The sequence below is a fragment of the Enterococcus sp. 125944 genome (genome assembly GCF_051909435.1).
In the GTDB taxonomy this organism is placed as follows: Bacteria; Bacillota; Bacilli; order Lactobacillales; family Enterococcaceae; genus Enterococcus_D; species Enterococcus_D gallinarum.
This window is the reverse complement of the sequence record NZ_JBQASY010000009.1, coordinates 112,275-131,926: the sequence shown is the minus strand read 5'-3', so window position 1 is coordinate 131,926 and position 19,652 is coordinate 112,275. Positions and strand designations below refer to the sequence as shown.

Genomic DNA, 19,652 nt, shown 5'->3' with positions numbered 1-19,652 from the left:
CTCTTCGGGTTTTCGGTCTGTACTGAAATCAAGGTATTATTGGGAATCCCAGCTTAAATCATAGATACCGTAAGGGATTTTATTCTTTATTTAAAACTTTGCAACAGAACCCTCAGTATTACTAGAGTAAGTATTACTAGTATGTAAATTTTTCACGTCCGGACGTGTATTTTCTACACGTGTAAAATTTACACGTCCTTGTCCCCCAAGGGATTCAGGCGTTTTTTCTGCTTTTCTGGAATAATCCTCATTCGGAAGAGGGAGTTCATTCCCAAGATAATCCAAACGCTTGATCAATCGATTTTCTGAATCATATTCTTCAATAATTTGATGATCCGCTTCGACTAATTGAAGATATAAACGATTGGGCTTATTTAGACCTTGTTTTACTTCTCGCAACAGCTTCTTCTGCTTTAATTCTTTTTTGATCTTCGTAATGGTCTTATTCGACTTATCTAACAACTCCATTAATTCTTCCACAGTAAAAATCAAAAACACAGAACCATATTCATCGACAAAATCTCGTTTTCCAGATTCATACGAACGAATCGATAACTGACAGCGATTATACAATGCCCCATACGCCAATTTGGCATCATTGGATAATTGCGCGTAATCACTCGTATAGCGAATCTTTTTAATAACTTTTCCCATACTATCTTTGATTCGCTCTGTCCGTGTCATAAAGATTTGGGGAATTTGATAAAACGTTTGTGTAGCTAATTGATTCACTGTAATGTCTGCCATGTTATAGCCTCCTTCAGATTTTTCTACTTCTCCGCCAAGAAAAATAGGAAACCATCTATAAAATTTTGTAAGCAGGCAACGGGAGTCGAACCCGTACTCGCCAATGTCAAAACATCTGAATACCTGCGGCTCAGTATAGTCATCTAGAAAGATTTGGCGGAAACTATACTGATCATCTAGAAAGAGAGTCAATAATATGGCTTTGGGAGCTATTTCTAGTCCCTATACAAATACAAGGAATCGAACCTTTAAACCGACCACTTCGGATAGTTGTTTCATGAACTCTCCTTTTCCGCCTGAACAACAAAAAAGAGGACAGATTTCTCTATCCTCTTTACTTCTAAATTCTTATTTTTATTCCTAACTAAACTCTAGACACTTACCGCTTACTTTACATTGCTGTTAGAGAATCAATTACCTCAACCAGGCCCATTCCGTTGCTCCCCTTTAAAACAATGCTATCCGTAGGCTGCAGTTCTTTTTGTAGTTGTGTGATCAGCACCGCTTTTTCCTCTTTGCTAAAGAAATGGACTCGATCGGCTAAGCGGCTTTGATCCAATGCACGTTTCAACGCTTGCATCTCACTACCGTACAAAAAGATCAAATCGAACCTTTCATCTAAATGATCCGCCATCCCGGCATGCATCTTCGCTGAATCAGGACCTAACTCCAACATGTCTGCTAGCACAGCGATCCGTCTGCCAGTCAGAGGCAATTTTCTGAAACTGTCTAAGACTAATCCCATCGCTGTTGGGTTTGCATTATAGACATCGCTTAAAATAGCGGCGCCATTCGCAGCTTTCAGCCATTGTGTACGATTCTTTGTCAGTTGAAAATCAGCCAATCCTGCTTTGATTTTTTCTTCTTCAATCCCCAAATAACGGCCGATGCCAATCGCGATCAAGGCATTCTTTACATTGTAGCCGCCGATCACTGGAATCGTATAGACTTGATCCGCTACCGTAAAAGCTGTTTGTTCTTGGGTTTCTTCTTGGATCGTTCCTTTAAGATTGCCTTCACCCAAACCAAAGGTTTCTACCTGCTGAGTCAACTCTGCAAGGTAGGGGGTCAATAAAGGCTCGTCTGCTGGTATCATGAAAAATCCTGCTGGGTCTAAGCCGGCAGTGATTTCCATCTTGGCTTTCGCGATTCCTTCACGAGAACCAAGATTCTCAATATGGGCTTCACCGATCAATGTGATCGCTGCAACATCTGGCTGAGCCAAGTGTGACAAGACCTCGATTTCCCCCGCATGATCCATCCCCATCTCCAATACAAGAACTTCTGTATCCGCTGGTGCATGCAGAATCGTTAGTGGCAAACCAATTTCATTATTGTGATTTCCTTGTGTTTTGTAGGTTTTGAACTGCTGTGCCACCACCGCATCTACCATATCTTTTGTAGTAGTCTTACCATTGCTACCTGTAATAGCAATTACTTTTGGCGCCAGTTTTTCTTTATAGAATTTTGCCAGCTTTTGAAAGGCAGCTAGGGTGTCTGATACTTCGATGATCATTAGTCCTTCTGGCGGCTGGATTGTCGGATGGCTCCAAAAAGCAGCGATTGCTCCTTTTTCTTGTGCTTGTTGAGCAAACTCATGGCCATCTCTCGTTCCGGCCAACGGCACAAACAAACTATCGGTAGTGACCAAGCGGCTGTCAAATTCTACACTGCTGATCATTGTCTGATCGGCACATTCTACGCCAAATAAAGCGGCAACTTCTTTTATCGATAGATTCATCTTATTTATCTCCTTAAGTTAAAAACAGGGAAGATCATGGTCCTTTCAAGCTTCACCTTGAGTTGAACTGATTTCCCTGTTTGTGATTATTCGACATCGGTTAAAAAGGCTTGACGCTGTTTAAAACGGTTGACTCCTAATTGAATCAATTCCTCAATCAAATCACCATATGGCAGACCGGTTTTTTCCCACAACAGCGGGTACATACTAAACTCGGTAAAACCAGGCATCGTGTTCAATTCATTCAGGAATAATTCGTTTTTGTTCGTCAAGAAAAAGTCGCAGCGGCTGAGGCCGCTTCCTCCAAGCATCGTATAAGCTTTTTTGGCAAACTCTTGCGCTTTCGCTTGTGTCTCCTCAGGAATTTGAGCTGGGATCTGCATCTCAATCTTATTGTCAAGATACTTCGAATTGTAATCATAAAAAGCTACATCTTTAACGATCTCGCCGGGCATTGTTGTACGCACATCTTCATTTCCAAGAACAGCGACTTCGATTTCGCGAGCTTCGATCCCTTGTTCTACGATCGCTCGTGTATCATAACGGTAGGCTTCTTGAAGTGCATTTTGCAATTCTTCCCGATTTTCAGCTTTTGTGATCCCAACACTTGAACCCATATTGGCAGGTTTGATAAACATTGGATACAAAAGACTGCCTTCACATTGTTCAAATACTTTTTTAGGATTTTCTTTCCAATAGTTTTTAAGAACGGGTACATAAGGAACTTGCGGAATCCCCGCCGCCTGCAAGATATATTTGGTCATAATCTTATCCATGCCACAGGCACTAGTTAAAACCCCTGCGCCTACATAAGGCATGCCGATGGTCTCTAGAAAGCCTTGGATCGTTCCATCTTCTCCATTTGGTCCGTGGAGCAGCGGAAAAACAATCGCATCCTCTTCCTTGATCTCACCAGGTTGGATCGGCGTCCCTTGGTAAGCCGAAGCCGTCAGATTCAACACTTCTTTGGATGTAGGGGCTTCAGTCAATAAAGAGCCTTTTAGCCACTGGCCATCTTTCGTGATCATTACTAATTGTACTTGGTAGTAATTATAATATACAGCATTGACTACTGAAAAAGCGGATAGAAGCGATACATCATGCTCTGCACTGCGTCCGCCATATAATAAAATAATTTTCAAAAGAAATTCCTCCTGTATTCATTGTTTCTACCAAAACTAATTCTTCCACATTTTAGCACAAAAACGAAGCTGCGACATTATTTCTTGCCGATTTTAACAACTGAAATCATCCGTAGTTGAATGTTTATTGATTTCTTCGTACTATTAGACTAGCGAAACTTAAAGAATAGAGGTGCCCGTATGGAACAGGAATCACCATCTAAGAAAAAAAGACTCAGACAGATCGTTCAAGTGTTTCTCAAATACAAAGTGATTCAAAATTTAAGTAAGCAGCAAGATCCCCTCGCTGTACGCAAAGCCTTTGAAGAATTAGGACCCACCTTCATTAAAATCGGACAAATGCTTTCCGTCCGTAGCGACTTATTATCTGACGCTTTTATCAATGAATTCAAACACTTGCAAGACAATGTCAAAAGCGATCCTTTTCCGCAAGTCCAAGCGCTGTTAGAAGCAGAATGGGAACAACCTCTGACAGCCATTTTTACAACTTTGCAAGAAAAGCCCTTAGCTTCGGCATCTATCGGTCAAGCTCACCGTGGGACTCTAAAAGATGGCAAAGAAGTTGTTGTCAAAGTACAGCATCCCGGCATTATTTCCGCTATCCAAGTAGATCTCGATTTGTTTGAAAAAGCGATTCCTTTGATTCGCTATATTCCAGAAACGAATGTGGTGGATCTTAAAAGCGTTCTGCATGAAGTTCGACGCTCATTGGATAATGAAACAAACTTTCTGCAAGAAACGAAAAATGCGCAAGAGTTTTATCACTTCAATCACCACTGGCAGCAGATCGAGATTCCTAAAGTCTATCCTCAGTGGTGTACACGTAAAGTCATCGTCATGGACTATATGGAAGGAGAAAACCTAAACTGTTTGCTTGCTCGAAAAAACAATGAACAATTTTTTCCCAACCGGACAGTAAAAGAAATCAAGAAAGAGGTCGGTACCCTGCTGGTAGAGAACTTTATGAAGCAAGTCTTTGAAGACGGCTTTTTCCATGCAGACCCTCATCCTGGAAATCTCTTCTTGCAACCACTGGACCCCGATCAGCAAACAGCTCCTTTCCATGTAAAAAAGAAAGTTGGTGTTTTAGGCGGTGTTGATTACTCCTTAAAATGGCAGGATGAGGAGACACTGCCGCCTTATCGCTTGATCTTTTTAGATTTCGGAATGATGGGACATCTGGACCAGACCCTTCGCAGTCGGCTGGCAGATGCCTTGATCGCATTGTACACTCAAGATACCCAACAAGTTGGTAGAGCTGTCCTACGCCTTTGCCGTCGGGAAAGAAACTTCGATGAAGTGGATTTCTATCAAGATCTTCAGTCTTTTGTTGAAAATTATTACAACATGCCGATCAAAGATATTGATTTGCAAAAAGTATTAGCTGAAGTCATCACTATCTGTCATGACAATCATCTGCAGATGCACCGTGACATCACGCTGCTGATTAAAGCTTTCGGAACGCTTGAAGGAGTAATCGAGGCACTTGACCCTCAATTATCGATGATGGAAGTGACACAGCCATTTGCTCAGAAATACTTTTTGCAGCAGCTGGATCTTGAAGAAGAAATGAAAAAAAGTTTGTTAGCCAGTGCCAAAAGTCTCCGAGCACTCAGTCGACTCCCTGATCGAACATTAGCTGCTGTCAACACACTAGCTACTGGCAAGCATCGTCTGAATATTGAGATCCGCCATCAAAAACAGCTGCTGGACCGTTTTGATCAAATGATCAATCGGCTAGTGATTGGCATTATCTTAGCAGCAGTGATTTTAGGTTCCTCTCTTTTAGTCGTTGCAAGTCCCCAACAGGGCGGCTTTGTTCATCAAATGGGTATCTTTGGCTATTGTATAGCCTTTGTGGCCATCGTCACCGTTGCCGGAAAATATTTTTATGATCGTTTTCGAAAAAAATAAACGATCCAGCAGTCTCCTCAATGATGGTTACTGCTGGATCGTTTTTTTAATTTCTTGCTCTAGAACTTGTTTGAATTGTTGACGATCCTCTTTCGTGAATGGTTTCGGTCCTTTGGTCCGCTTGCCGGCTTTACGCATTTGTGTTCCTAAATACCGTTGCCCTAATAAAAAGTCGATAGTCTCTGGCAAATATTCTGTGCCGTTATGATGAAAAACACGGGCTTTTTTTGGTAATACAAGTGAAGCTAAGCCATAATCTTGTGTGACTAAAAAATCGCCCGGTTGAATTTCTTTAACAATCTCATAGTCGGCTCGATCGGCCCCCTTATCCACATAGACAAAATGAACAAAATCAGGATATTCTTTGGCCGTATAGTGATCGACACTAGTGACGATCACTACTGGCAATGCAAACTGCGCACCTAATTCAATGACTTCGTTTTTTACTGGGGAACCATCCCCATCGATCAGTAATCGCATCGTCTCGCCCCCTTCCTTTTATTGTAGAAGTTTCTGCTGCAAGATGCAAGACAAGGCTGCATCCTCTCTGATGAGAAAATACAGCCTTGAGTTTAGTCTTTCAGTAACAAGTTTATTAGGAGTCCCGCATGACAAATTGACGCTCTTTTAGTTCATAAACAACATCACAGACTTTCGCTACTTCTTGTTCATGGGTCACTAAGATGATACATTTCTTTTGTTCATGGGCAATTTCTTGAAACAGTTGAACGATATCTTTTGAGGTCGTTTCATCTAAATTACCGGTGGGCTCATCTGCCACGATCAACTCATGTTCACAGCATATAGCCCGGACGATGGCCACTCGTTGTTGCTGTCCACCGGAAAGCTGGGTAACTTTCTTCATAGCTAATTCTTCAGTTATCCCAACTTTAGCCAGGTTTGCCAAAGCATATGCCTTTTTATCTGTTTGTTGTGACTTGGCAATCGCCATTGCGGTAGTCACATTATCCAGTGCCGACATATAGGGCAACAAATTATAAGCTTGAAAGACGATAGAAACATCTTTACGACGGTATTCTCGCAATCCAATTTTGTTCAACGGTTCGTTATCGTAATAAATATTCCCTTCTTTTGGTGTGTCCAACCCCGTGATCAATGAGAGAAAGGTCGTTTTACCAGAACCGCTGGAACCAAGGATCGCGTACATTTTTCCAGAATCAAAGGTCAAATCTACTTCTCGAAAAAGGGCTTCAGATTCTGTTTGGTACCAATAACCTAATTTTTCTGTTTGTAACGTCATGCTATCCCTCCTAGGAAACCAATATTTTTTTTGGATTGAGGCGCAAAATTCCAGCTGAAGATAATAGAATGGACCCAAAGCTGATCCCTACACCTAACAATGCCAATAAGCCGATTTCTTGGAATGAAACCGTAATAGCTAACTCTTGTACTTCTGCCGAGGGTGTAAAAGCGGATAGCCCGCTTCTGCCATTAGGACCGCCGTTGCCCATACTTGGCATTCCTTCCGGACCATTCATCCCTGCGTCCGCTTGTTCCGTTGTCGTTTGTTGAGCCAACAGCTGCTCGCCCACGATATTCCCTACAACATTGCCACTAGCTGCAGCGATTCCCAATGCAAAGAACATACAGATAGCAATCTCAGTAAAAAACTGTAAAATGACTTTTATTCGCGATTCGCCTAAAGATAACAGAACGCCGATCTCATATTTGCGTTCTCTGATCGACAACATTACGATCAATGTCAATATGATGACACCGGCAACCGCAACTAGCACAATTATATTTTTGGCAAAACTTGCAACATTATTCAATGGTGTCAACATCGACTGATACATTTGATCATTCGTTTGGATACTGTAGGTATCGGTATCAATCAGTTTTTCAGCTTGAGCAACGAAACTGTCCATTTCTGAAGGATCACTCAACGTATAAGTCGCCGAATCTAACGTATCCTCATTACCCGCCAATGTATTAACGAGAGTATAGGATGCAAACAATGTATTGGCTGGGTTCAAAAAATTGAACATTTGGCTCATACTGTTCCCAACTTCACTGGTTTCATAGATCCCTTTGATCGTTACTTCGACTTCATTGTCTTCACTATCAGAAATAACAAATTTGTCGCCAACTGAAAGCCCATTTGCTTCTGCTAATTCTGATTCGATCAAGACATGATTCGTCCCTTCATCTCCTGCAGTGATGGCTTCACCATCGGTAATTTTCGCGGTGCCTTCTGAAAAACTTGTATAGTTCGTACTTTCGGAAACACCAGTGATTTGAAAATCGCCGCTGCTCATTCTGCCTCCTTGCATATTAGGCATCCCACTTGGCTGGCCATTCGTTGCTCTAGATGAATCCTCCGTAGATTCTGTCGCTGTACTTTCGTCATCCTCACTTGAAATAGCTTCAATGCCACTGACAGCATCGGCTGATGTACTCGCTTCAAAGCTATAGGATGCTACCCCACTTAACGCTGCAATTGCTTGAGCATCACTAAGATTTACCGGTGTATTCTGGAAACTGCCTGGATCGGGCGGTGTCGACTCCCCCTCTGAAGTATCTGAAGAAGCTGTTTGGCTGTTTTGTCGAAGAGACTCCCGATTGGCTTGCAGCGTCACCGTCGCTCCCACGCTTTTTTGTGCGTTTTCGGTTGCGACTAAAGCAGCACTGCGGATTGTCAATCCTGCTAAAACAAAAATCAAAATTGCCGAAAAAACAGCAATCAGCAGCAAACTTCGACCTTTCTTTGCCCACAAACTTTGTAAGCCGCGTTTCATAAAATTCATCTCATATCCTCCTCTACTAAACGTAGCTTGACTATATGTTTACTAGCTTAAGTACACCTTAAAATAGGCATGGTCTATCCACGATATCTTTAGACACTGTCTGCTTCAATCTCGGAAATGGAGGGCTAGAATATCCTTTCAGAATGTTACACTTTAATGGCTTTTCACCAATCATGTATAGCAAGAATAAACTAAGTTGTAGCGGTCATCGTTCGTAGTATTCTTTCTTTGGTTCCTCCAACGAGGGCTACTAGAATTGATCAGCGTCCAAATCCGCCCATTTGGTTTGTCGTGGCAGTTGCGCCAGATTGAGTCAAATTTGAAAGGGTATCTGTTAAAGATAATGTGCCTAATTCAGAAGCATCCTTCACACTTCCTCCTTGATAAAGACCATAAACAGAAGTTTCACTATTGCTGCCGCCACTAAGTAGTGTATAGTCTGCTGATTGTAAATCTGGACTTGAAATCACCACATGTTGAAAATCCTTACTAGGTGCATAGGATAATAACGTATTGCCCTCAGTATCTTGCAAGGTGATCAACGTGTCTGCTGCCTGAGATTGATCGAAAGTAATCGCCACTGATCGTTGTGTTCCGCCACTCACATTCATTGCCATATCAGTGGTTCCTGCAGCGACGAGGGTCCCACCTGTAACTTCAAAGGTTCCATTATAATCTAAAGCGCCATTCCCGCCTTGCGTCGGTCCATTGACAATCACGATTCCACCGCTCATTGTGACATTGCCATTGCTGTCCAATCCATCTCCTTCAGCATCAATTGACAAGGTTCCACCTGTGATGACAACTTCTTTGCTATCGTCTGCTTGATCGCCACCGCCTGGTCCTCCTCCAAAACTATCTTGTCCAAATTGTCCGCTGTCCGTCGTGTCGCTGCCGCCGCCGGCATTTACACCATCATCGCTTGCTAGCACTTGAATATCTCCACCAGCAATGGTGATGACGCTTGCTTCTAAGCCTTCATAGGATTTGTTGACAATAATCGTCCCATCATTAATGGTTAAACCATTGTCTGCATGAATGCCATCATCTCCAGTCGCTGCTGAAATCTCCCCGCCATTGATGGTGACTGAATCATTGGCGTGGATACTATCATCCGCACTATCGATAGTATAGGAACCACTTGCTAGTAGGATGGATCCACCTGCTTTCATTCCTTTATAACTTTCATCAGCGACGACCGATTGACTATCTGCACCATCAGCTGTCTTAACGGTCATTTCTGCTGATTGAATACTAAGATTTGTCTCAGCTTGGATACCATCCCGACCACTTTGGATCGTAAATATACCACCATCAATCCCAATATAGCCTTTTGTAGCATCTTCGGTATTGTTGGCTTGGATACCATCTCCTTCAGAAGTCGTCAGAGTATAATTCCCATCTCGAATCGACACCGAATCTTTTCCTTTGATCGCATTGTTTTTTGCTGTGATTTCATAGGTGCCGCTTGCCAAGACTAAATCGTCTTTGCTGCGGATGCCGTTGCTATAATTGCCTTCAATGACCAATTTCCCTTCTCCATTGATCGACAAATCGTCTTTGCTATAAAAAGCAGCATCCGGTTCGGTTTCTCCTTCTGCAAAGGTATAACTCGTTCCATCCGTTAACGTATTTGTTGTATCCGCAGCTAATGTCGTAATGACTTTCTCTGCCTGCTCGATAACAACTGCTGAACTGTTAGCATTCGTGATACTTACTCCAGCAAAAATCAAATGAACTTTGGCTTCTTTGTCGACGTTGATTTTCAACTGACCATCTGTCAAAGAACCGCTGACCATATATGTCCCTGCCGAAGTAATCGTTACTGTTTGATCATCAACTGTAAATCCTTCTCCAGCTTCCGTTTGTGCACCCGCCAGTTTTATCGCTATGGCTGAAGATGACTCATAAGAAGCATCCAAATCCTCTTCTTCATACTTTCCATAATAATCTGTATCTTCCAAAGAAGTAGATCCATTCGTAACCGTTGCTTCCGAAGTTCCAGTGGCAGAACTTGAAGAATTTGTTTCAGATTGCTGCGCACAAGCTACCAGTAACAGTGCCAAAAACAATGGGTAGATTTTTTTCATTGGTCTTCCTCCTTATAATTCATCACGATTAGCCGCAACTTTACCGAGTACAACAGGTAAATTGCCATTACGCGTCCGTACATCATCGATCAAAGCCTTTTCTTGTGTTTGATCCTTCAATACTAAGTGATAGCGTAACTCGTAGAGACTACCCATGGTTGTTGTGCGTACCGAATCCAACTTGGCTGTATGAGTAAATTTCTCAAAAATGTCATCAAACAGTTGGGGATAATCTAAGTCTTCTGGAATAGTTATTTTCAATTCCCGTTCGCTCGCCTTACGTCGTTCGCCAAAGGGTACGGTATACAGCATCAATAAAAAGGCAGCTACCACGAATGAAAAAACCACCACATAACCGACATAACCCATACCGGTGGCTAAGCCGATCCCCATGGACCAAAACACACTGGTGATTTCGCGAGAACCTCCTGGAACGGAACGGAAGCGGATCAAGCTGAATGCGCCCAAAATCGCTACCCCAGTTCCTAAATTCCCATTGACCAGCATAATCACTGATTGTACTAGAACCGGCAGTACTGCCAACGTAATGACAAAATTTTTTGTATAAACATTCTTTACCATATGCACTCCGGCAACTAAGAGACCCAGAATCAGTGAGGCACTAATACAAATAATCAAGCCATCCCATTCAAGAGTAGCGGTATCACTTAACAAACTAGATAACATTCTGAATATCCTCCTTTTTAAACAAATGACGTTGGTAGGTTTGAGCATACTTGGAAAAACTAGCTTTGCGCACACCATACTGATTCAATTGTTCAACAAACCAAAGGGGATAGGCCCCCATTGCTTTAACTTCCATCAACACACCAATCTCTGGCGCTATCAATTGTCCATAACTCCCTTCAGACAATGTCAGATTGTTTTCCCGATAACGAATGTTTTGATCAAAGGTCACTCTAAATTCACTGTCTTCTGATGCAAAAAGCGAAAGGCGGTCATAGGCAATCAAAACGCGCGGACTTAAGTCATGGTTTTGTTTAAATAGCCAACGAATTTCGGCGGCAATTTGAAGTGGTTGAATAGTGGTAGGAAATTCCCCGCTTCGTATCCATGATTGATAATCTGAATAGCTTAGAGGAACACGCCGCTTATATACAATGCCATTGACTTTCTTCTTGATTTCTAGGAACACCAAACTGTCCTGAGATGGAACACCATAACTCCGGATGCGAAATTTCTCTTTATACTTTGGCTTATCCATCGAATGACGGATGAAACGAAAATCATCCGTGTCATAGTAAAGAGATAGAATCGTGTGTTGGCCATATTCATCAATCTTCATCCTCTGCTGCAACGCACCCAGAAACGGCTGAAACTGCTCAGACGATAAAAGATACTTGGTTTCTTTTCGTTGAAATACCTTTTTTAATTTCATGGTATTTTCCTCCTTTGATTGCTATAGTCCCTATTTAAGACGCTGAAACTTAAAGACAGCTTAAGCAAAAATCACTTTTTTAAGTTTTTTTTATGTTACTCATGCTATGCTTATAATGAAAGAGGTGACAGAATGATCAAGTTATTACTGATCGAAGACGACAGAACGTTATCAGAAAATATTAAAGAAATCGTTGCAGAAATTGGTGAAATCAGCCAAGCTTTTGATGGGAGTGAAGGTCTGTATGAAGCCCAAAGTGGGATTTATGATTTGATCATTCTAGATTTGATGCTTCCAGAAATGAATGGCTATGAAGTATTGGCAAAATTACGACAGCACACTGTTCAGACACCAGTCTTGATCTTAACCGCCAAAGATGGATTAGAGGATAAGGTCGCTGGCTTTCAAAAGGGCGCCGATGACTATTTGACAAAACCTTTTTATCGGGAAGAATTATTGATGCGTTGCAAAGCCTTGTTAAAACGTTCATTGGGTTTATTTAATGAAAACCAAGTGGTCTATAAAGGATTGACCTGCAATCTCTCTACTAATGAGGTAACGATTGACGAAAAGCTATTACCTATCCAAGGAAAAGAATTTGCATTACTCGTTTATTTTTTGCAAAACCGAGGCATTATTTTGACGAAAGAACAAATTTTTGACCGTATTTGGGGATTTGATTCAGAAACAACGATCACAGTAGTCGAGGTCTACATTAGCAATTTACGCAAACATCTTCGGGATACTGGTATTGATAAAGAGATCCGAACACTGCGCAATGTAGGCTATATTATGCAAGGAGATTAGCGAATGAACAAAGAACTCTCTAAGAAACAGCGACTTAAATTGTTCTTGATCAATATCAGCGCTTTTGCATTGATCTTTACATTGCTCGGAATCATTGTACTAGAATTATTTGATCAATCTGCATATCAAGAAACCGATATTGCCCTTGAACAAGCCGTCCAAGATACACGTCTGGTCCAAGCAGAGATCAACAACGCCAATCAAAACGAAGCCATTGCCTTACCGCCAAATACAGCAATGCCAAAGATTCCTGGAACCAATCGTTTCAACACCCAATTTATTCTTTGGTCAGAAGACGGTACGATAGTAAACAAACAATCATTAGGCGGACGTTTCTCTCAGCTAGCTTCACTCAAATTAGATACGGAACATTTAAATACGATTCAATCACTGACCGTAAGCGATCAAAATGAAGCGGAGACTTTGCTGTTTCACTCGATCACGGTTGCCGCGCCTACGAACCAATCAGGGGTAGCCTATGTTCAAGTGTTGGCCAATACCAACCAAATCAATAATGCAATGAACAACTTTCAAACAATTTTGATTTTATCGATGATTTTCTTTTGGATCTTGTCAATCGGTATCAGCTACTACCTTTCTTCATTGACAATGCGGCCGATCCTCGCTTCGTGGAAAAAACAGCAAGAATTTGTCGAAAATGCTTCTCATGAATTACGGACGCCTTTGACGATCATCCAAAACAGTTTAGAGCGCACCTTCACTAAGCCCAATCATACGATCATTGAGGAATCAGAAAGTATTGCTCAAGCATTAGCAGAGACCCGGAGGTTGACTGGATTGACAGCGGATTTATTGACGATTGCCCGCAGCGATTCCAACCAGCAGATGTTAGCCAAAGAAACCATTGCCATCGCTCCTTTCATTCAAGAACTGGCAAAACCGTTTCAAGAGATTGCCAAAATGAATAATAAACAATTTGTCTTGGAAAACCTAGCTACGACAACTGCTGTCTTCGACCCAAAAAAAATACATCAAGTATTAGTAATTTTATTGGATAATGCCCTGAAATATACAAGTCAAGGAGATAAGATCACACTGCTGTCAGAAATTTCCAACAAGTATTGGCTGCTCGAAGTTAGAAACACAGGTCCATCTATTAGCGATGAAGACAAGAAACATATTTTTGAACGCTTTTATCGGGAAGATCGCTCCCGTTCAAAAGAAACCGGCGGCTATGGTCTCGGTTTGGCCATCGCCAAACAAATCGTGGAGGAACACAAAGGGCAAATCAGTGTACGTGATCTACAACCTAAAGGCGTTATTTTTCAAATCCGTTTGCCAAAGGAGGGATAAAAATGAAAGTCATTCATTTAAGAGAACATCCTGAATATTTACAGGAAGCGATCGCTTATTTTCAATCAAAATGGGCGAGTCCCGCATCCATGAAAGTGTATGAAGATAGCTTGACCCACAGTTTTGCTGATACCGATCTACCGCAATGGTTCCTACTCGTGGATAACCAAGCCGCTGCTGTCCCCTCGATCATTGGCTGTGGTGGACTGATCACGAATGATTTTATCAGCCGAATGGATTTGATGCCTTGGCTGTGCGCCCTCTATGTCGATCCTCACTATCGCAGACAAGGTGGTGCTCAGCTTTTGATCGCAACTATCAAGCAATCTGCCGCTACTGCTGGTTTCTCGACCCTTTATTTATGTACAGATCTTGTTTCGTTTTATGAAAAATTTGGTTTTGAGCTGATGGGTACAGGCTATCATCCTTGGGGAGAAGAATCGATGATCTATCGCTATCCCCTACAGAAATAGACAAAAAAACAGCCTTGAACATGAATGTTCAAAGCTGTTTTTTATTCACAGTACTATTACTAGTAGAATACCCTATCTCCACAAACGGAATATTCCGACACCCTGCATCCGGCAGGTGGATCGCTCCTTGTGCCTCTGTTATCAATCTGGTCAGTCAAAGCTAGACCATCTCGACTCGTCGCATGAGGTATACTTTACCATAATTGATAAAGAAAAACTACTGCTTTATCAAAAAAATTCTTTAATAAGTGTTTTCGAAAGAAAAGATGCTCAGCTTTCGGTTAAGAATGTTGCAACTTTCGTTGTGATCAAATCAATCGCTACGTGGTTCTCGCCGCCTTCTGGAACGATGACATCTGCATAGCGCTTCGTAGGTTCGATAAATTGATGATACATAGGCTTGACTACTGTCAAATATTGTTCAATAACGGAATCCAGCGTTCGTCCGCGTTCTTCCATATCTCGTTTGATCCGACGAATGATTCGAATATCATCATCCGTATCTACATACAGTTTGATATCCATCAAGTCTCGCAAACGTTCGTCTTCCAAAATCAAGATTCCTTCAAGAATGATCACTTCTTTTGGTTCCTGAATGATCGTTGCTTCACTGCGAGTATGTGCCACATAATCATAGACCGGTTTTTCGATCGTTTCGTAGGCAAGGAGTTTCTGCAGATGTTCGATCAATAGATCGGTATCAAAGGCAAACGGATGATCATAGTTTGTGTTCAACCGTTCTTCAAAGCTCAAGTTGCTTTGATCTTTATAATAAGAGTCTTGTTCAAGCATCATAATGGAATGATTGGGAAAGTGATTGAAAATCGCTCGGCTCACACTTGTTTTTCCACTACCAGAACCACCAGTCACACCAATAATAATGGGCTTGCCATTCGTCATTCAATTAACCTCTTTCGTCTCTAAAATTTACACTGTTTCTATTATAGCGAAATTCTGAAAAATTACTATTCATTTCTAAGAAATCAGTCTTTTAATAACGATGGCAATTGATCCAACGACTGGATCTCATAGGTTGGGAGAACTGTTGAAGCCGCTTTTTTGTTAGGATTCAGCCAGATTGTATCGATCCCTGACAAATGTCCGCCCAAAATATCTGAAGACAATGAGTCACCAATAATGACTGTTTTTTGTTGTTCAAAATTAGGAATCCGGTCAAAAACATAGGTGAAGAATTCTTTCATTGGTTTTTGATAACCTGTATCTTCTGATACAAAGATATCCCGAAAATAAGGCATCAACTTAGCATCTGACAAACGGCGGTATTGGGTTTTAGAGACACCATTAGTCACAACATATAAATCAAACTTGTCAGCCAATTCGGCCAACACTAGCTGACTATTGCCTAATAATTTATGCCCTTGATCCAAGTAAGAACGATAGTGTTTTTCCATCGCTTCACTGTCGACGATTCGCCCATACTTTTTAAAAAATAAGCCAAATCGTTCATTGACTACTTGGTCTCTAGACAGCTTCCCTTGTTCAAATTGTTGCCACAATCCGTGATTAACCTCTTGATAAGTCTGTTTCATTTCGAGATCCATCGTCAGACCTTGTTCCGCAAAAAGAGCTGTCAGCGCTTCATGTTCAGTATCTTGGAAATCAAGAATCGTATCATCGACATCAAATAACAGTGTTTTATAAGTCATAGTCTCCTCTTTCTCAGCGAAAATAATTCGCTAGGCTTTCTAATTCAAATTGGGTGAGATTCCGGTATTCTCCGGACAATAGATCCCCTAGTTCCAAAGGACCAATTGCAACTCTTTTTAGGGCAATCACTTTTTTCCCTCTTGCTAAAAACATCTTCTTCACTTGATGGAACTTCCCTTCAGCAATCTCTAGATGAACAAAGGACCGCCTACCTGAAGTCATCTCTATGGTCAATTTGGCAGACTGACAAACGACACCTCCATGAAAAACGATGCCTTGAGCAAAAGCAGCCACATCTTCCGCTGTTACCGGACCATTGACAATAACATCGTATCGTTTCGGCACTTTCTTGTTTGGGTGCAATAATTCATAGCCTAACTGCCCATTCGTCGTCAACAATACCAATCCTTCTGTATCGCGATCCAAACGTCCCACTGCATAAAGTGTCGCCTGTCGGTCTTCTGGCTGTAAAAGATCAATGACTGTGGGGTGCTGGTGATCTTTATTTGCTGTCACCACCCCCGCTGGCTTATTGAGTAAGTAATACACATCTCTTGTTTGCAGCAGTACCCCAGCAACCTTGATTTCATGTAATCGACTGTCGACATTTCGAGATGGGTTCCGTTCGATTTGCTGATCCACCAAGACTTTCCCTTGTTGAAAAAGACGTTTCATTTCTTTGCGAGAGGTCGCTAACCGCTCTTCTATCAGTTTGTCTAAACGCATTGTTTTCTCTCCATCTTGGCTATTATAGCTCAGATTTAATTGCTTGCAAATCCTCGACTCATCATTTCATTTGACTTTCTTCGACTTTCCACGTAAGGTTAAAGAGTAAAGTAAATAAAGTTTCTCATACACAGCGTTACGACCTGGTGGAGAAAAGTTGAACCAAAACTTTCTGGGGCAGTTGTGTAAACAACTGCCCTTTTGCGTGTTTTTACTCACGTACCACTTAATGTGCAGAGTTAACAAAATTTGCTTAAAAACATCCCGTTTTTTTCGGGAAATTTTAGGAGGAATTGAGTTATGTCAGTATCATTAGAAGTTACGAAAAGAGAAGTTCGCCCCCGTTCATTACGGAACAAATTGCGTCACGAAGGAAAAGTACCTGCTATCGTGAATGGTTATCAAGTAGACAGTACTCCGATTGCAGTCAATGCAGCGGAATTAGAAAGACTGCTACGTGAAAATGGTTTGAATACCGTAATCACTATGAACTTAGAAGGCAAGAAAGTAAATACACTGATCAAAGAATTTCAATCAGACACGTTCACTCGTGCATTGACCCATGTTGAATTCATCTCAGTCGATATGAATGAAGAAACTGAGGTAGAAGCTGAATTGACCTTAGTTGGTGATGCAGCAGGCGTGAAAGCCGGCGGCGTATTGACACAAAACTTATACAGTGTCGTTGTATCCGCAACACCAGATAAATTACCTGAACGTATTGAAGTTGATGTCACTGGACTTGAAATTGGTGACGCGTTGACTGTAGGCGATTTAGAGAAAAATGATGATTATACGATCGTCACAGAAGCCGAAGAACAAATCGTTGCTGTTGCTGAAGCACAAGAACTTTCAGAAGATGACGAAAACGGTGAAGCAGCAGAGCCAGCTGTTATTGGTGAAGATCAAGAATAATTTTTGCTACAAGTAAAGAATAAGACCATTCCTTGGGGAGTGGTCTTATTTTAAACAAGTTGATTCTATCTTTCGATTGCCGACCCACGACCGACTTTATCCTCAAGGAGGGAACAACCATGTTTGAACCATTTGACAGTAGCCGCAGCCGCTATGCTTCTGGCGGTATCGTCCAAACCATGCCGGGAGAATTGATCGATAGTTTATGGCTGATCATTGACTTGGATCTGAAAGGCGTTATTCCGTTAGAAAATCTATTAACTTTTCACGTAAAAAATAATGACGGCCGTGTTAGTATTCATTTTTCACAAGATGATCGCCGTGCTGGGATGTGTATCGATCTGCCGATTGCTTACAATGAGTATTTGCCTCAAACCGTTTATGCCTATGATGATGGTCAGCGCCAAACCATTTTATTGCCTAGTGAAGCAAGCTGATCTTCTATAGTTTATTTCTCTGCATTACGTACCAAATCTCCAGCGAGGGAGGGATAGCTAGACACTTTCTGCTAGGCTTAAGGTATTCTTAGCCTAGTAGTTTATTAGTGTTGCCCTGCTATTTTTCAGCTATTCAGTTGTGCGGTTCTTTTGAGTCTGCTTTTAAGCGACACTGCTTGCAGGATCACCCAATTTCCCCTTCCATCATTCCCTACTATGAATCCAGAATCCCTGTTTTTTTCCTTATTTTCTTCGTTTTTTTCTCTTTTAAGCTGATTAGCTCCGCATCTGTCTCTTTGTAGTGAAAATTATTTATTAAACTTTGATGATTATTCTTTTCTAAAAAAACCAAGAAACTAGTTATCCACTATAATAAATGTAATCTCATCCGAAAGAGGTGATTCACAACTTGGAGGATTTTCTCGAGAAAGAAGTGTTGCGCATGTTGCGTCTGATCCGTAGTCTTTTCAAAGAAAGTCCGCTCCCCCTCCAACAAGCAGCCCTGCAACAAGGGATCTCCGTCAAGACTATTAGACGGATGATCGCCAGCGAGTTAGGTATCAAGTTACCAATCAAATTTTTGATTAAAAAAGGCCAACTTGATTATTTACAGACGGAAGCAATGTCGGTTACTGAGTTACAAAAAAAGTCATCGCTTCTCTTGTAAAAAAGAGCAGTAACTACCGTATTCTTAACACCCAGCTGGAAGAACCTTCGTTGACTTATCCATTATTATGCAGAAAATGCCACCTGAGCCCTTCCAGTGTCAATCGACGTTTCACTGCTCTATCATCCTCTTTGGCAGCGTATCACTTATCTCTGAATCGCAAGCATTTTCCACTTTTACAAGGGAACGAAATACAAATCCGTTTTTTCCATTATCAATTGTTGCGCTGGATGCGTCCACACTTGATAAAAAGTTCCAGTGAGGCCTTCTTTTGTATCAAAACAATCCATGAAAAAAGAAAAGCGGTTTATCCGCTGGAAAATGGGATCGCATTAGCTACAGTTTTTCCAAAAAACTTTGTCCCAGCCTATTATTTGCGCCATGAACGCAACTATCTTTTCTTATGGAAACAATTACTTGGACTTGAAACCTTCTATTTATCTGAAGAAGATACCTACTTGCTGAACCAAATATTTGCTGCAGAACTGCTCAAAGAACGTCTGGGAAGTGACTCCTTTCAAATCTGTCTTGTCAAAATCACTCAAATCCACTTGCTCTGTGCTTTATTAGAAGGCAATCTGATCTTGTTTAAAGGGAGTAGATCACTTTCACCTGATACCCTCACACTCATTCGTCTGTTTCTTAGCCAGCTCCCCCACTACGATCAATTATTAAAAAAGCACCCTGAATTGCCGCTGCTGTATGAAATGATTTGGCATAACCGTTCTGTTTTGCTAGATTGGAATTAAAAAAGAGCAGTGACAAAAGTATGAAACAAACCACCTAACCGAAACGTAAAGAGATTACTCCTGCGATTCAGGAGGTCTTCGACGCAAGATTGCGA

At 41.5% G+C, this 19,652-nt stretch carries 20 protein-coding genes; 8 read left to right on the top strand and 12 right to left on the bottom strand.

The window, feature by feature from the left end; genetic code table 11:
• Positions 1-90 precede the first annotated feature (90 nt).
• The 3 genes from ACTFWY_RS10025 to ACTFWY_RS10015 all read right to left on the bottom strand — a co-directional run bounded on the left by ACTFWY_RS10025 (position 91) and on the right by ACTFWY_RS10015 (position 3,630).
• Complete coding sequence (locus ACTFWY_RS10025) at positions 91-747, bottom strand: replication initiator protein A (protein WP_439927308.1); 657 nt, start codon at positions 745-747, stop codon at positions 91-93.
• Between the two features lie 391 nt (positions 748-1,138).
• Positions 1,139-2,488: a UDP-N-acetylmuramoyl-tripeptide--D-alanyl-D-alanine ligase gene (locus ACTFWY_RS10020; RefSeq protein WP_171917753.1), complete on the bottom strand. Its 1,350-nt coding sequence runs from the start codon at positions 2,486-2,488 to the stop codon at positions 1,139-1,141.
• 86 nt (positions 2,489-2,574) lie between these two features.
• Positions 2,575-3,630 (bottom strand): D-alanine--D-alanine ligase, encoded by a 1,056-nt coding sequence (locus ACTFWY_RS10015; RefSeq protein ID WP_103300322.1) that lies wholly within the window; start codon positions 3,628-3,630, stop codon positions 2,575-2,577.
• A gap of 180 nt (positions 3,631-3,810) precedes the next feature.
• Between ACTFWY_RS10015 and ACTFWY_RS10010 the strand changes: the two genes are divergently transcribed.
• The gene (locus ACTFWY_RS10010; protein WP_081131398.1) at positions 3,811-5,544 is read left to right on the top strand and encodes an ABC1 kinase family protein; all 1,734 of its coding nucleotides are present in this window, start codon (positions 3,811-3,813) and stop codon (positions 5,542-5,544) included.
• Between the two features lie 27 nt (positions 5,545-5,571).
• Here the strand turns inward: ACTFWY_RS10010 and ACTFWY_RS10005 are convergent, their stop codons facing one another.
• From ACTFWY_RS10005 to ACTFWY_RS09980, 6 genes are all read right to left on the bottom strand, one after another.
• Positions 5,572-6,024: a YaiI/YqxD family protein gene (locus tag ACTFWY_RS10005; RefSeq protein ID WP_003128555.1), complete on the bottom strand. Its 453-nt coding sequence runs from the start codon at positions 6,022-6,024 to the stop codon at positions 5,572-5,574.
• Between the two features lie 115 nt (positions 6,025-6,139).
• Entirely contained in the window at positions 6,140-6,805 is a 666-nt protein-coding gene (locus ACTFWY_RS10000) for an ABC transporter ATP-binding protein (protein ID WP_003128554.1), read from the bottom strand.
• 10 nt (positions 6,806-6,815) lie between these two features.
• Positions 6,816-8,312: an ABC transporter permease gene (locus ACTFWY_RS09995; protein WP_005472789.1), complete on the bottom strand. Its 1,497-nt coding sequence runs from the start codon at positions 8,310-8,312 to the stop codon at positions 6,816-6,818.
• Between the two features lie 260 nt (positions 8,313-8,572).
• Complete coding sequence (locus ACTFWY_RS09990) at positions 8,573-10,402, bottom strand: carbohydrate-binding domain-containing protein (RefSeq protein WP_311828388.1); 1,830 nt, start codon at positions 10,400-10,402, stop codon at positions 8,573-8,575.
• 12 nt (positions 10,403-10,414) lie between these two features.
• Positions 10,415-11,089: a DUF4956 domain-containing protein gene (locus ACTFWY_RS09985; RefSeq protein ID WP_257602582.1), complete on the bottom strand. Its 675-nt coding sequence runs from the start codon at positions 11,087-11,089 to the stop codon at positions 10,415-10,417.
• The gene (locus tag ACTFWY_RS09980) at positions 11,079-11,801 is read right to left on the bottom strand and encodes a polyphosphate polymerase domain-containing protein (RefSeq protein WP_103300318.1); all 723 of its coding nucleotides are present in this window, start codon (positions 11,799-11,801) and stop codon (positions 11,079-11,081) included. Before ACTFWY_RS09980 ends, ACTFWY_RS09985 begins: the two co-directional genes overlap by 11 nt.
• Positions 11,802-11,933: 132 nt before the next feature.
• Between ACTFWY_RS09980 and ACTFWY_RS09975 the strand changes: the two genes are divergently transcribed.
• The 3 genes from ACTFWY_RS09975 to ACTFWY_RS09965 are packed head-to-tail and all read left to right on the top strand — an operon-like array spanning position 11,934 to position 14,395.
• On the top strand, positions 11,934-12,608 hold the full coding sequence (locus ACTFWY_RS09975) for a response regulator transcription factor (protein ID WP_003128546.1): 675 nt from the start codon (positions 11,934-11,936) through the stop codon (positions 12,606-12,608).
• A gap of 3 nt (positions 12,609-12,611) precedes the next feature.
• On the top strand, positions 12,612-13,922 hold the full coding sequence (locus tag ACTFWY_RS09970) for a sensor histidine kinase (RefSeq protein WP_113850232.1): 1,311 nt from the start codon (positions 12,612-12,614) through the stop codon (positions 13,920-13,922).
• Between the two features lie 2 nt (positions 13,923-13,924).
• Entirely contained in the window at positions 13,925-14,395 is a 471-nt protein-coding gene (locus tag ACTFWY_RS09965; protein ID WP_257602583.1) for a GNAT family N-acetyltransferase, read from the top strand.
• 270 nt (positions 14,396-14,665) lie between these two features.
• Here the strand turns inward: ACTFWY_RS09965 and udk are convergent, their stop codons facing one another.
• From udk to ACTFWY_RS09950, 3 genes are all read right to left on the bottom strand, one after another.
• On the bottom strand, positions 14,666-15,295 hold the full coding sequence (gene udk, locus ACTFWY_RS09960) for a uridine kinase (RefSeq protein WP_003128539.1): 630 nt from the start codon (positions 15,293-15,295) through the stop codon (positions 14,666-14,668).
• Between the two features lie 83 nt (positions 15,296-15,378).
• Complete coding sequence (locus ACTFWY_RS09955; RefSeq protein WP_003128538.1) at positions 15,379-16,062, bottom strand: YjjG family noncanonical pyrimidine nucleotidase; 684 nt, start codon at positions 16,060-16,062, stop codon at positions 15,379-15,381.
• Between the two features lie 13 nt (positions 16,063-16,075).
• On the bottom strand, positions 16,076-16,789 hold the full coding sequence (locus ACTFWY_RS09950; protein WP_208774560.1) for a pseudouridine synthase: 714 nt from the start codon (positions 16,787-16,789) through the stop codon (positions 16,076-16,078).
• Between the two features lie 300 nt (positions 16,790-17,089).
• Between ACTFWY_RS09950 and ACTFWY_RS09945 the strand changes: the two genes are divergently transcribed.
• From ACTFWY_RS09945 to ACTFWY_RS09930, 4 genes are all read left to right on the top strand, one after another.
• A complete protein-coding gene (locus ACTFWY_RS09945; RefSeq protein WP_003128535.1) occupies positions 17,090-17,704 on the top strand; it encodes a 50S ribosomal protein L25/general stress protein Ctc in 615 nt (204 codons plus the stop codon).
• 119 nt (positions 17,705-17,823) lie between these two features.
• A complete protein-coding gene (locus ACTFWY_RS09940; protein WP_003128534.1) occupies positions 17,824-18,141 on the top strand; it encodes a DUF960 domain-containing protein in 318 nt (105 codons plus the stop codon).
• Positions 18,142-18,550: 409 nt separating this feature from the next.
• On the top strand, positions 18,551-18,808 hold the full coding sequence (locus ACTFWY_RS09935) for a hypothetical protein (protein ID WP_156233682.1): 258 nt from the start codon (positions 18,551-18,553) through the stop codon (positions 18,806-18,808).
• Complete coding sequence (locus ACTFWY_RS09930; RefSeq protein WP_311810798.1) at positions 18,793-19,557, top strand: helix-turn-helix domain-containing protein; 765 nt, start codon at positions 18,793-18,795, stop codon at positions 19,555-19,557. Before ACTFWY_RS09935 ends, ACTFWY_RS09930 begins: the two co-directional genes overlap by 16 nt.
• Positions 19,558-19,652 lie beyond the last annotated feature (95 nt).